The following is a 13,231-nucleotide window of genomic DNA, read 5'->3' as shown; positions in this document are numbered from 1 at the left end:
TGCAGCACCTGGCCGGTGACCGCCGCCTGTTCGGCTGGCGTCCAGTCGACCTCCGGCAGCGGCGTATCCAGACCAAAGCTCTCCGGATCGATGATCTGGAGCGAAGCCTCCCCGTGTTCGATCCGGTAGGTTCGGGTCGGGCGGTGGATATACAGCTCATCCGAGCCTTCGCTTCCCTGGATAATCATGGCCCGCTCATAGCCGAGGTTCATGATGAGCCGGCCGAGCCGGTCAAAGACCGTGTTATGGTACACCCCGAACGTTAAGAATGGGGAGTGCCCGTAATCCGCAAACTTCTCGGCCGTGTTGAGCACGGTCCGCATGCCGAGCTCCTCGCGAATGGAGCGAAGCTTCGCCAGCGGAGGACACCAAGTCTCGGCATGGGCGTACAGTACGCCCGTCTGGCGCGCTGCTTCCAGGCACAGCTCCCTGGACAGCGACGGATCGGAAATACCCATTGCGGCAAAAACATCGGCCAGCGTCATCCCCCACTTCGGTGGAAGGGACGCCGACCCGTGCAAGGTGACAGGCAGCCCTGCGGCAGCCAGCACAAACGAGGTGGCGATCGTGGACATAAAGGACGACTTCCGCCCGTCATACGGGCCGGCGCAGTCGATGCCTTGCGGAAGGTCCGAACGGGCGGCGTGTTTGCGCAGGACCGACACGAAGGCTTCCAGCTCTTCTACGCTTTCCATTTTGATGCGTTCGGCGATAAAAAACGCCCCGATCTGGGCGGGCGTGGCCGTTAAACCGAGGATCGCTTCAGCCGCCTGGAGGGCTTCCTCATAGGTCAGGTCACGGGCGCCCCGCTTGCCCCGGCCGACTTCTTTTAATAAATGGATCATGATTTCTTGGCACCTCCCGAACCGGATTCCTGAAGCAGCTGATACAGCTTGACGATGGAGGTCGCGACGTCCACCATCCGTTTCCGTTCATTCATCGCCTGCTTGCGCAGGACGTCATAGGCTTCGGATTCCGATATATTTTTGAGTTCGCACAGAATCCCCTTGGCCATATCGATCCACTTTCGTTCCTCAATGCGGGCGAGAAGCTGCTTGCGCTCGTTCTTCCACTGCTGCCGCTCATAAAAGTGGGCGGAGCTGAAATGCAGCGACCAATGGAGCTCGTGTGCTTTCATGGTCGGGAATAAAAGCCCGTCAATGATGACATCATCCTCACATGCCTCCAGGGACAACGAGGCGGCCGTATCGCTGCACCACCAAAGACCGGCGTTTGTTTGTGTTTCTCGAGCTTGCCGCACCAAGCCTTGATCTCGGAGACCGGAAGGTGAAGCACCGCACCGTCCGCATCTCCGATTCCAGCGATCGCCTGCTCCTCATTGCGCGCTAGATGGACTTGGTACCCGTAGGAACGAAGGATGTACTCCGGCAGAAGCGTCCTGCTATCTGAATCACTTCGCTCTGAAGGAGGGGTCTGGCGGTGGATAACCAGCAATGAACGCATGCATAGACGCTCCCTTCTTAATTCAGTCCAGTCAGAGTTTAAGATGAGTGCAACAGATTTGTATGTTAATTTATATAACATAAAACAAGGTGACATGTCGATAACCAAATGAAATTGTGTTTTCATGTTAAATATGTTGACAAACGCTCGGGGGATAGTGTATATTTCCCTCAAGAACTTGATAACAGCCGGATACAACGGTGTATCCTTTATAGCGGCAATGAAGCCTGCTTTCGATTCCTGAGCCAGAGTGCGTCACTCTGTCCGGGGTCCGAAGGCGGGCTTTTTCTGGTTTTTGGTACAAGAGTCAGAAGATTGGACTATTGAGGGGAGCGGAAGAGACATGGCGAAAAGAAAAAGCTGGTCATGGTCGGTAACGGGATGGCGGGGGTAAGGGCGCTGGAGCATCTGCTGAAGCTGGCGCCGGATGCGTACGAAATCACGATTTTCGGGGCGGAGCCTCATCCCAACTACAACCGGATCATGTTGTCATCGGTCCTTGCGGGCGGTGCGGATATTCAGGAAATTGTGATCAACGACTGGGACTGGTACAAAGAGAACCGGATTCAACTATATGCCGGGCACATGGTGACCCGAATCGATCGAAAAACCGCGCGTTTACTCCGATCAAGGTGCAGAGGCGAAATATGACGTGCTGATTATGGCGACGGGCTCCAATCCGTTCATGCTCCCGCTTCCGGGCGCAGATAAGGAAGGGGTAATCGCCTTCCGGGATATCAAGGACTGCGAAATGATGATGGAGACGTCTAAAAAGCATAAAAAAGCTGTGGTCATTGGCGGCGGACTGTTGGGGCTCGAAGCGGCGAGAGGGCTGCTGCACCTCGGCATGGACGTCTCGGTCGTCCATATCCATCCTTATTTAATGGAGCGTCAGCTGGACGAAACCGCATCGCGGATGCTGCAGCGGGAGCTGGAAGCCCAAGGGATGACATTTCTGCTGAGCAAGCATTCCGAGTCCATTATGGGGCGCAAGCGGGTCAAGGAGCTTCGCTTCACCGACGGAACCCGGGTCGACGCCGATTTAATCGTTATGGCGGTCGGCATCCGGCCGAATGTGGCCTTGGCAAAGTCCGCCGGAATTGAGGTCAACCGGGGCATCGTCGTCAACGATTATATGGAAACGAACATTCCCGGCATCTATGCTGTCGGCGAGTGCGCGGAGCACCGGGGCATCGCCTACGGACTGGTCGCTCCCCTGTATGAACAAGGGGCTGTGCTCGCCAAACGGCTTGCGGGCGTGGAAACCGCCGGTTATGCCGGCTCCGTGACTTCCACCAAATTGAAGGTGTCAGGCGTAGATGTATTCTCCGCGGGGCATTTTGCCGAGCCGGAGGGCACCAGGGCGTTGCGCTACCAAGATGAAGTGGAGGGCGTGTATAAAAAGATCGTCATCCACGACGACCGGCTCGTCGGCGCCGTCCTGTTCGGGGACACAGGCGACGGCTCCAAGCTGTTCTCGCTGATGAAAAGCCGGGAATCGGTCAAGGGCCGGGAAAAGGAGCTGTTGCTCGGCTTCGCCGTCGGCGCCGGATCTTCCGTATCGCCGGAAGAACGGCTGGCCAGTCTGCCGGATGACGAGATCATCTGCGGCTGCAACGGCGTCACCAAAGAGACGATCAAGGACGCGATCCTGAACAAAAATTGCACGACCGTTTCGTCGGTCAAGGCTTGCACCAAAGCGTCCGGATCCTGCGGCGGCTGCAAACCGCTGGTCGAGGGTCTGGTTCAGCTCTATGCGGGTGATGCGGCAGGGGAGCCGGTCAAAGAAGGCATATGCGGCTGCACGACGCTGAACCGGGACGAAATCGTTGCGGAAATCTCCCGGATGGGACTGAAGTCCATTAAAGAAGTGATGAACGTGCTGGGTTGGAACAATCCCGAAGGCTGCTCCAAATGCCGTCCGTCGCTGAACTACTATTTGGGCATGCTGTTCCCCGATTCTTATAAGGATGAAAAAGAATCCCGGTTCACCAACGAGAGATACCACGGGAACATTCAAAAGGACGGAACCTATTCCGTGGTGCCGCGGATCTATGGTGGCGTCACTTCCCCGTCCGAGCTGAAGAAAATCGCCGAGGTCGCCGAGAAATTCGACGTGCCGATGGTCAAGATCACCGGCGGGCAGCGGATCGACCTGCTTGGCGTCAAAAAGGAGGATCTCCCGAAAATGTGGGAGGAGCTCGACATGCCTTCCGGTTATGCTTACGGCAAAGCGCTCCGCACGGTCAAAACCTGCGTTGGTTCCACCTTCTGCCGGTTTGGTACCCAGGACTCCATAGGCATGGGCATCCGGCTTGAAAAAGAGCTGGAACGTCTGAGTACACCGGCCAAGGTGAAGCTGGCCGTATCGGGATGTCCGCGGAACTGCGCGGAAGCGACGATTAAGGATTTCGGCGTGGTCGCCATCGATGGCGGCTGGGAGCTGCATGTCGGCGGCAACGGCGGCGTGCATGTGCGGGCAACCGAACTGCTCTGCGTCGTGAAGACGGAGGATGAAGTGGTCGAATGGGCGAGTGCCTTTATTCAATATTACCGTGAGCATGCGCAGTGGAATGAACGGACTTCGGTCTGGATTGAGCGGGTCGGGCTGGACAGCGTGAAGAAGGCTCTGGAGAAGAAGGAAGACCGCGAGGCTCTCCATGCGCGGCTGAAGCTGGCGCTCAGCACGCAGAAGGATCCGTGGAAGGAGATTTTGTCCGACAAGGAACTCCGTAAAAACTTTGAACCTCTGCCAAATGCAGAGCCTGTGAAGAACTAAGGGGGAAACGGGATGGTTAAACATCTGATCGGAAACATATCGGAAATCGATCCGAAAGGATCGCGGACGGTGGTGCTGGAGGGGACGGAGATTGCCTTGTTCCGCTTAAGCGACGGGGATATTTTGGCGGTGGAGAACAAGTGCCCGCACAAAGGAGGAAAGCTCTCCGAAGGCATGGTGTGCGGCAAGGATGTGCATTGTCCGCTGCACGACTGGAAAATCGACCTGCGCAGCGGTTGCGTGCAGGAGCCGGATACTGGCAAGGTCGGCACCTATGAGGTTGAGGTGGATCCGGAAAGCGGGGCGATTTATTGCCTGACAGAATCTTAAGAAGAGGGAGGAGGAGCAGCCGATGGATTACGTAAAACCAGGCGAGGTTCTAAATGACATGATTGAGGGAGGCGCGAACAAAGCAAAGCTGAGTCCGGGGCAAATGCTGGTGCGCAGCTTGCTGGCGGGGGCGATTCTGGCCTGTGCCACGACGCTGGCCTTTACCACTTCATCCCAAACGAATATTCCGATGGCCGGTGCGCTTATTTTTCCCGTAGGCTTTGTGATTATTGTGCTGCTTGGGCTGGAGCTGGTGACGGGGAGCTTTGCGCTCATTCCGCTGGCGGTGCTGCAGAAAAAGGCCTCGGTCCGTTCCATGCTTGGCAACTATGGCTGGGTCATCCTCGGCCATGTGATCGGCTGCCTGGTCTATGCGGTGCTGTACGGCCTGACCATTACCAAAATGGGGCACGACATGAGCAGCCCGCTTGTCCAGACGATCATCAAGACGAGCGAAGCAAAGACGCTGGCCTATAAGGAGCTCGGCGGCGAAGGTCTACTGCTGGTCGTGATCAAGGCGATGCTGTGCAACTGGATGGTGACGCTGGGCGTGGTCATGGCGTTTACGTCCAAGTCCACCGCTGGTAAAATCGCAGCGATGTGGCTGCCGATTCTCATCTTCTTCGGCCAGGGTTTCGAGCATGCCGTCGTCAATATGTTCGTCATTCCGGCCGGGATGATGCTGGGCGCCAACGTCAGCTTTGCCGATTGGTGGCTGTGGAACCAGATCCCTGTGCTGATCGGCAACTTCATTGGCGGCGCTTTGTTTACGGGCGTAGCGTATTACGTGTCCATCCGCGGGTTTGGCAAAAGCAAGCCGAGCGCGATCGGATCGGCCGGAGCCCGCGGCTCCATGGAGGCGGCGGCTGTGTCTGCCGAACGCGGCCGATGAAGCCGGGCATGGTATCTATTGTCGGCGCCGGTCCTGGTGATCCGGAGCTCATTACGGTAAAGGCGCTCCGGCGGATCCAGGAGGCGGATGTCATCTTGTATGACCGCCTGGTAAACAAGGAACTGCTTGGGTACGCGAAGAAAGGCGCTGCGCTCGTCTACGTTGGCTGCCGCGAGCTGATCGCTCACGGCCGGCCGCATTCGGCCCCGGCTGCGATCGTCGAGCAGGGGACGAGCGAGCAGGANCGGGTCATTACCGGCACGGTGGGCAGCATCCACAAGCTGGCCACCCTCATGCACGTCAAAAACCCGGCTTTGCTCATTTTTGGCGAGGTGGTGCATGTGCGGGAGCAGCTGCTCCGCCTGGCCGAGGAGGCTGAGGAGCGGATCGGGTAACTTTAGGAAAGCCGTGAGAAGGGACAACCGAAGGGGGTTCCGGTCTAAACCAGCGGCTGACTGAAAAACAGGGAAGAACCGTCGTTTAGCAGGCAAGGACTGCCTAACGGCGGTCTTTTTTTGTTTATTTTGCCTCAGGGGGATGGGCGTTCCTGAGAACCAGGATATCTTTTTTTGAAAAAAGTGAACTTCATTTAAAACCGTTCCGTGCTTTCCACAGTCTTTTTAGAGTATAGAATTTTAAATATTCAGCGGAGCTGAAGGTCTATACTCGCAGGACAAACTTCCTCAAATCGCGGTCTGTCTTCTTTGGAAGTACGACGATAGATGTTTGTCTTGTATATACAGACGCTGGCAGGGCCGGCGAAGGGGAGAGGGAAAGGGGTCTGACGATGGAACAAACCGAGCTGGCCGCCGCAGCATGCCGCGGGGACGAGCAGGCTTTTCACACCCTGGTGTCCGGGCAGCAGCGGCGCTTGTACGGCATTGCCTACAGCTACCTGCATCATGAGCAGGATGCGCTTGAAGCGGTGCAGGAAGCGGTATGCCGGGCCTGGATCAAGTGCGGAAAGCTGAAGGATCCGGGAGCGTTTATCCCGTGGCTGATCCGGATCCTGATCAACTGCTGCGTGGATGAGCAGAAGCGCAAGAAGCGGGTGCAGCCGCTTCCGGACCATGCGGACATCCGGTCGAACGAAATGATCAGCGACAGCAAAATCGATCTAGAGCGTGCCCTGGACCGTATGAAACCGAAGTACAGGCACGTGTTGATGCTGAAATATTATGAGGACATGACCTTAACCGAAATAGCCCGGGTGCTGGACCGGCCGGAGGGCACGGTGAAAACATGGCTGCATCAAGGTCTCAAGCAGCTGCGGGGAAAAATGGAGACAGGAGGCGAGTTGTTTCATGGATGAGGAAAAGGAGCGTCTGCTGGAGCAGTATTTTCAGTCCGCGGCCATTGCGAGCCAGCGGATCCCTGAGCCGCTGCTGGAGGAAGCAGTGGCGGCCGGCCTGAACCGCGGCAAGCGAATCAGGCGCAGCCGGGCGATCATGCGCCGATCCGCGTTTTTCCCGGGTTGGAAGGTTTGGCGGCTAATCTGATAGGCAGAGCGGAGATTCCCGATTATGTCGAGCAGCTGGCCGGGACCGGGGGATTTTGCGGGAAGCGCTGGACGACGGCAAATACCAGGCGGTCGCGCGGACGGCTTCCTATGGCGGGTACCAGGTTACGGTGGACGGCATGCTGACGGACCTGAACCATGTCGTCCTGTTCTATACGTCGTCCCGCAGCGATACCGGGGAGCGGATTACGCCGGATTCGCCAAGGCTGTTCACCCTGGGATATGATCCATTGAACGCCGTCCAGTTCATGGCAGGCTCACAGCAGTTTAAAGGCGTTACGGAAGAGGGCGGGATCTATCACGACATGATCATTTTTGATCTTCCCTTAGGCGAAACGCTGCCGTCTGAGTTTTATTTAGCCGGTCGCTGGAGGAACGAAGGGAGTCCGGTTCCCAAAGACGAGTGGCTGGAAGTAAAGATCCCGGTCAAGGTCAATCGGCTGGCTGTTCTGGAGCGGGACATTGATGTCAATCGGACGCTGGACTTCGACGGACAGAAAATCAAGGTGTCGACCGTGAAGCAGGCCGTTCAGCAGCTGGAGGTCACCTTGCTGGCCGATCCGTCTAACGATAAGCGTGCAGAGAGAATGAATGGGCTGATGCTGTATAACAACCGGAAGGGAGGGTATACCGCGTATAATCTCGTTACAATGGCCTCGAATGGAGAGGGTTGGAAATTAGGTTACCTGGCGCCAGAATACCAGCGCGGCGATCCGCTCATTTTAACAGGAAAAGGGCTGGAAACGGTGTTTGAAGGCGAGAAGAAGATGGTGATTAACACCGCGACGAAGACGCTGGTTCAAGCTCCGGACAGCCGCCTGCAGCTTAAGAGCATCGAGCGGTCAGGCAGCTTTATCCGGATCCGGACTGCGATTAAAACTCCATTGCAAGGCATGGCTTACGTGGCACGGCCGAAGAACGATTTTAAGGATGCGAAGGGGGCCGTCTATTCCCTTCCGCAGGATGGTGAAATCCATGAAAGGTGGCACAGCAGCGGGGAGTGGAGCGAATATTATTTTGATATTCCTGCCAGCCAGTACGCCCAGCCGCTGACTTTTGACCTGAGTGATTATCCCGGCGGATTAATCCTGCAGGATTTTAAAATCGAGATCAAGTAAGCTTCACGATCCGAAGGGCTCTGCCGCGGCGCAGGGCCTTTTTCATTGGAGTCGGTAAACGTTTTAGATCATAAAAGATTAATTGCGTGAACCACATCTCATTTTATTCCTATTGTACTCATCGGATTAATATTCTATAGTAAGGTCAAAGACCCCAATCTCTTCTTTAAAGGACGGTGAACCCCGATGAAGGAAATTCCGGAACCCTACGTCAAAGCGAATCAGACCGGCATCGTGCTGTTTGTGATCCTGACCGCCGTGTTCAACCAGCCGTACATTTTGCTGGCGCTGTGGATCATTCAGGTGCTTGGATTGCTGACAGGGAAAAATGCGTTCGTGCTCCTGGCCAAACCGTTTCTGCGTGTCCAAGGCAAACCGACTCAGGCGCTGGAACTGCAGCGGTTCAACAATGTGCTGGCCGTGCTGTTCCTGACGCTGTCGCTGCTCTTTTTTGCGCTGCAGCTGCCGGTGCTCGGGTATATTTTTGCGGCGATGCTGTTTCTGGCGGCATTCGTGGCGCTGTGTGGTTACTGCATCGGCTGTACGGTGTATTTTCAATACAAGCAGTTTAAGGCGAGAAGACGGATTCATTCATAAACGGGTTTAATATACAGGGAAAGTGACCGCTCACCGGTCCGTTCGTTTCCACACCATCGAGGCGCCTACAGAAATGAATCTATAATGAATTCAGATGAGAATCCTATTTTTGAATGGACAAGGAGTGGTGAATGGTGAACCCGGAAAATAAAAGCTTCTTCTATACAGGTACATACGCCCCTGAGGCGGAAAAGGGGATATTCCTCTGTTCCCTCGACACGGAAACCGGGGAAATGGCCGTCGTGAACGGCCTGCCCGGCATTGCCAATCCCTCGTATCTGACGCTGAACTCGGCGGGGGACCGGCTGTATGCGGTGAGCGAAACGGGAAGCGGCGAGATCTTCGCCTATTCGATCGACAACGAAACCGGCGAGCTCCATCTGCTGGACCGGATGCCGACGGAAGGGGCGGACCCCTGCTATGTCTCCTTGACCCGGGACGGGCAGTTTGCGATGGTGTCCAATTATTCCAGCGGGCATATCAATGTGTTCCGGATCGGCGAAACCGGCGAGCTGGCGGAGATGAGCTCCATCGTCAAGCACAGCGGGCGCAGCATCCGGGACGACCGGCAGGAGGGGCCGCATCCGCACTCGATTTTTCAGGATCCGGAAGGTAGGTTTGTGCTGGTCTGCGACCTGGGGCTGGATGAAATTGTGCTCTACCGCCTGGAAGACGGCAAGCTGGTGACCCACGGGGAAGTAAAAACGACGCCGGGGGCGGGACCGCGCCACTTTGATTTTCATCCGTCGGGCAAGTGGGCGTACGGTATTAACGAGCTCGACAATACGGTAACGGTGTTTGCCTATAACGGGCAGCCGGGGAATTGAAAGTGCTGCAGAACGTATCTACGCTGCCTGAGGATTTTACCGGGGAGAGCTTCTGCGCCGACATTCATATTTCCCCTTGCGGGCGTTTCCTGTACGGGTCCAACCGGGGAGATGACAGCATCGTCCTGTTCCATATCAACGAGTCGACCGGTGAACTGACCCCGGTGGATTGGGTATCGACGGGCGGCGAGTTTCCGCGCAATTTCGCGATCATTTCGGGATACCTGATAGCAGCAGACCAGAATACCGGCAATATGCTGTCGTACAAGATCGATTCGGATTCCGGGCGTTTGACCCCGACCGGCTTTGCGCTGGAGCTGCCGAAGCCGGTATGCATTCAGCAGTGGGTGAAGGGCGAATAGCAGGCTAATTTCTTAACAACCAACACCAGGGTTCCATTTTATGGTTACCCTGGTTTTTTTGTTGTGATACATTGGGGTTAGGCTCCATTGCAAATTTCCGATATGACGGAGCGATGAGAGGGGAACAGGATGAGGAAGTTCCGATGGCTCGATTACGCGATTGTGTTTGTCCTCGTTTTTGGTCTGGGGATCATCAATATCGTCCCGCCGGCCAATTATGCTGCCATTGTGGCTGGTATCACCGTATCCGCAATGCTGGTCAGTCTGGTGGTCGGCACCGTCACGAACCTGGTGTTCAGGTCCAGAAAGAGAAATTGATTTTTGTGAAAAAAAGGTTTGACAGGTACGTTTCGGCTCACTACAATATAGCCATATAACATACTAATCAGGTAGGAATAATTACAAATTGCAGTTCTCACCGTACGGACGGAGGAACCTCTGGAACAGGAGCAGACAGGTCAATACATGACCGTTTTGTCTGCAGGCTGTGCCGGATTTTCCTCTGTCCTTTTTTGCTTGGCGAACACCGGCCAAACCGAGAATTTCACGATGAATCATGCTCTGGCCGTACATTTTATCACTGGGGAGTGGGTCATATGGTACACGTATGGAGAAGAAAACAAATCGTAAGGCGGGGAGTGAGCGCAGGGCTGGCACTGCTGCTGACTGCTGCGCTAGCGGCCTGCGGAAATGGAAGCGGCAGCGGCAGCGGAAGTACGGACAAAGAGGCGGGGGGCACCACCGAAGGGAAAAGCACGGAGGCGCAGGCGGACAGCTCGGCCAAACCGGTTGAACTGCTGAACGTCTCCTACGACCCGACACGGGAGCTGTACGAGAACTACAACAAGGCGTTTGCGGCCTATTGGGAAAAAGAAAAGGGCCAGAAGGTCACAATTAAGCAGTCGCATGGGGGCTCGGGGGCGCAAAGCCGTTCCGTTATCGACGGACTCGAAGCGGATGTGGTCACGTTGGCGCTCGGCTATGACATCGATGCGATACAGAAGAAAGGCCTGATCAATGAAGGCTGGGAAAGCAAATTCGAGCACAACAGCACGCCGTACAGCTCGACGATCGTGTTTCTGGTGAAAAAGGGCAACCCGAAGAACATCAAGGATTGGGGCGATCTGATCAAAGGCGACGTGGAGGTCATCACGCCGAATCCGAAGACATCGGGCGGCGCCCGGTGGAATTACCTGGCGGCGTGGGGCTATGCCTTGAAGCAAAACAATAACGACGAGGCCAAAGCTCAGGAGTTCGTCAAGGAACTGTTCAAGCACGTACCTGTGCTCGATACCGGCGCCCGCGGAGCGACGACAACCTTCGTAGAGCGCGGCATCGGCGACGTGCTGCTTGCCTGGGAGAACGAGGCCATGCTGTCGGTCAAGGAGCTGGGTCCGGACAAATTCGACATCGTCTATCCGTCGGTCAGTATCCTTGCCGAACCGCCGGTCGCCGTCGTTGACAAAGTCGTGGATAAGCGCGGAACCCGCGAGGTAGCCGAAGCTTACCTGAAGTACCTGTACTCGGAGGAAGGCCAAACGATCGCCGCGGAAAACTTCTACCGGCCGACACTGGATAGCGTCAAGGAGAAGTTCAAGGATAAATTCCACGACATCAATCTGTTCACGCTGCAGGATGTGTTCGGAACGTGGGATGAGACGCAGAAGAAGCATTTTAGCGACGGAGGCATTTTCGATCAAATTTATACGCCTGGCAGCTGATCGGCGCACACAAGGCCGAAGGCAGGAAAGGATGAACGGTCATGAGTCAAGTGAATGCGGCCCGGCGGAGGGTGCTGCCGGGTTTTGGGCTGACGCTGGGATACAGCGTGCTGTATTTGAGCTTGGTGGTGCTGATCCCGCTGTCGGCGCTCCTCTTAAATTCCACAGGGCTGAGCTGGGACAAATTTTGGCATGTGGCTACCGACCCGCGGGTGCTGGCCTCTTACAAGATCAGCTTTTTGACCTCGGCGGCGGCCGCCCTGATCGACTCGATCCTGGGGCTGCTGATCGCTTGGGTGCTGGTGCGTTACGAGTTTCCCGGTAAAATGCTGTTTGACGCGCTGATCGACCTGCCCTTTGCGCTTCCGACCGCGGTAGCGGGGGTCGCCCTGACTGCGCTCTACTCGCAAAACGGCTGGATCGGCTCACTGCTGGAGCCGCTGGGCATCAAGGTGGCCTTTACGCAGTTGGGCATTACGATCGCGCTAATGTTCATCGGCATTCCGTTCGTTGTGCGGACCGTGCAGCCTGTGCTGCAGGATGCGGAGCGGGACGCTGAAGAAGCAGCCGCTACGCTCGGGGCGAAGCGATTTCGGACGTTTCGGACCGTCATTCTGCCGGAGCTGATTCCGCCGCTCCTGACGGGTTTTGCCCTGGCGTTCGCGCGCGGCATCGGGGAATACGGCTCGGTCGTATTCATTTCCGGAAATATCCTATGCTCAAGTGTCACTAAGAAAAGGAGGGCTTCCCTATGGCAGGTACCGTGCCCATGACTTCCGTTCAAACGAGTGCCCAGGCTTCTCCGGCCACGACGGAAGCGGCCTGGGTGAAATGGCTGCTGATTACGGCGGCTGGGCTGGCGATTCTCTGGCTGATCGTGCTGCCGCTGCTCATCGTCCTCACCGAGGCGCTCAAGAAGGGATGGGATGTGTACGTCGCGGCTCTCGCCGATCCAGACGCGCTGTCCGCCCTGAAACTGACGCTCATCGTTGCGCTGGTGACCGTTCCGCTGAACACGGTGTTCGGCATCGCCGCGGCCTGGGCCATTACTAAATTCAAGTTTCGCGGCAAAGGGGCGCTGATCACGCTGATCGACCTGCCCTTTGCGGTGTCGCCCGTCATCGGAGGGCTGATCTTCGTGCTCGTGTTTGGGGCCAACGGCTGGTTCGGCCCCTGGCTGAGCGACCACGATATCAAAATCATCTATGCCGTGCCGGGCATCATCCTGGCGACGCTGTTCGTGACCTTTCCCTTCGTGGCGAGGGAATTAATTCCGCTGATGGAGGACCAGGGCACCCAGGAGGAGGAGGCGGCTGTAACGCTTGGCGCGCGAGGCTGGCATGTATTCACTCGGGTGACGCTGCCAAATATTAAATGGGGCCTCCTGTACGGGATGATCCTCTGCAACGCCCGTGCTATGGGGGAATTCGGGGCGGTGTCGGTCGTCTCCGGGCATATCCGCGGACAGACGAATACGCTGCCGCTGCATGTTGAAATTTTGTATAACGAATACCAATTCTCGGCGTCGTTTGCGGTGGCGTCGCTGCTCCTGCTGCTGGCGCTGGTCACTCTTCTTTTTAAAAGTTGGCTGTCGTGGAAAAATGCTCATTGACAGCGATTTT

General features: G+C 56.3%; 10 protein-coding genes and 5 pseudogenes. 13 read left to right on the top strand and 2 right to left on the bottom strand.

Features of this window, described 5'->3' with window-relative positions; translation table 11 throughout:
* Both CPT76_RS31675 and CPT76_RS31670 read right to left on the bottom strand, forming a co-directional pair.
* Positions 1-845 (bottom strand): anthranilate phosphoribosyltransferase (locus CPT76_RS31675; protein ID WP_105445715.1); only part of this gene is annotated, 845 nt, incomplete at its 3' end.
* Positions 842-1,464: pseudogene (locus CPT76_RS31670) on the bottom strand (ANTAR domain-containing response regulator). The gene CPT76_RS31675 and the pseudogene CPT76_RS31670, both read right to left, overlap by 4 nt.
* Positions 1,465-1,830: 366 nt before the next feature.
* Between CPT76_RS31670 and nirB the strand changes: the two are divergent.
* From nirB to cysW, 13 genes and pseudogenes are all read left to right on the top strand, one after another.
* Positions 1,831-4,243 (top strand): annotated as a pseudogene (gene nirB / locus CPT76_RS31665) (nitrite reductase large subunit NirB).
* Between the two features lie 12 nt (positions 4,244-4,255).
* A complete protein-coding gene (gene nirD / locus CPT76_RS31660) occupies positions 4,256-4,573 on the top strand; it encodes a nitrite reductase small subunit NirD (protein ID WP_105445714.1) in 318 nt (105 codons plus the stop codon).
* 22 nt (positions 4,574-4,595) lie between these two features.
* Positions 4,596-5,465, top strand: coding sequence for a formate/nitrite transporter family protein (locus CPT76_RS31655; RefSeq protein ID WP_105445713.1), 870 nt, complete (start codon positions 4,596-4,598; stop codon positions 5,463-5,465).
* Positions 5,462-5,632 (top strand): annotated as a pseudogene (locus tag CPT76_RS42515) (SAM-dependent methyltransferase); the annotation flags it as partial. The gene CPT76_RS31655 and the pseudogene CPT76_RS42515, both read left to right, overlap by 4 nt.
* Positions 5,633-6,252: 620 nt before the next feature.
* The gene (locus CPT76_RS31645) at positions 6,253-6,777 is read left to right on the top strand and encodes a sigma-70 family RNA polymerase sigma factor (RefSeq protein ID WP_105445711.1); all 525 of its coding nucleotides are present in this window, start codon (positions 6,253-6,255) and stop codon (positions 6,775-6,777) included.
* The gene (locus tag CPT76_RS31640) at positions 6,770-6,964 is read left to right on the top strand and encodes a hypothetical protein (RefSeq protein WP_105445710.1); all 195 of its coding nucleotides are present in this window, start codon (positions 6,770-6,772) and stop codon (positions 6,962-6,964) included. The genes CPT76_RS31645 and CPT76_RS31640 overlap by 8 nt, the downstream gene beginning before the upstream one ends.
* Before the next feature lie 55 nt (positions 6,965-7,019).
* Entirely contained in the window at positions 7,020-8,102 is a 1,083-nt protein-coding gene (locus CPT76_RS31635) for a hypothetical protein (RefSeq protein WP_105445709.1), read from the top strand.
* Positions 8,103-8,288: 186 nt separating this feature from the next.
* Positions 8,289-8,699: a DUF4395 domain-containing protein gene (locus CPT76_RS31630; RefSeq protein ID WP_105445708.1), complete on the top strand. Its 411-nt coding sequence runs from the start codon at positions 8,289-8,291 to the stop codon at positions 8,697-8,699.
* Positions 8,700-8,830: 131 nt separating this feature from the next.
* Positions 8,831-9,888, top strand: a pseudogene (locus CPT76_RS31625) (lactonase family protein).
* A gap of 129 nt (positions 9,889-10,017) precedes the next feature.
* The gene (locus CPT76_RS31620) at positions 10,018-10,206 is read left to right on the top strand and encodes a hypothetical protein (RefSeq protein WP_105445707.1); all 189 of its coding nucleotides are present in this window, start codon (positions 10,018-10,020) and stop codon (positions 10,204-10,206) included.
* Between the two features lie 278 nt (positions 10,207-10,484).
* Positions 10,485-11,609, top strand: a complete 1,125-nt coding sequence (locus CPT76_RS31615; protein ID WP_105445706.1) for a sulfate ABC transporter substrate-binding protein — start codon at positions 10,485-10,487, stop codon at positions 11,607-11,609.
* 41 nt (positions 11,610-11,650) lie between these two features.
* Positions 11,651-12,322, top strand: a pseudogene (gene cysT / locus CPT76_RS31610) (sulfate ABC transporter permease subunit CysT); the annotation flags it as partial.
* 38 nt (positions 12,323-12,360) lie between these two features.
* Positions 12,361-13,221, top strand: coding sequence for a sulfate ABC transporter permease subunit CysW (cysW, locus tag CPT76_RS31605; protein WP_105445704.1), 861 nt, complete (start codon positions 12,361-12,363; stop codon positions 13,219-13,221).
* The last annotated feature ends 10 nt before the right edge of the window (positions 13,222-13,231 follow it).

This window comes from Paenibacillus sp. AR247, assembly GCF_002968895.1.
GTDB classification, from domain to species: Bacteria; Bacillota; Bacilli; order Paenibacillales; family Paenibacillaceae; genus Paenibacillus_AQ; species Paenibacillus_AQ favisporus.
Note: the sequence above shows the minus strand (reverse complement) of the source record. Positions and strands in the feature narration are given on the sequence as shown.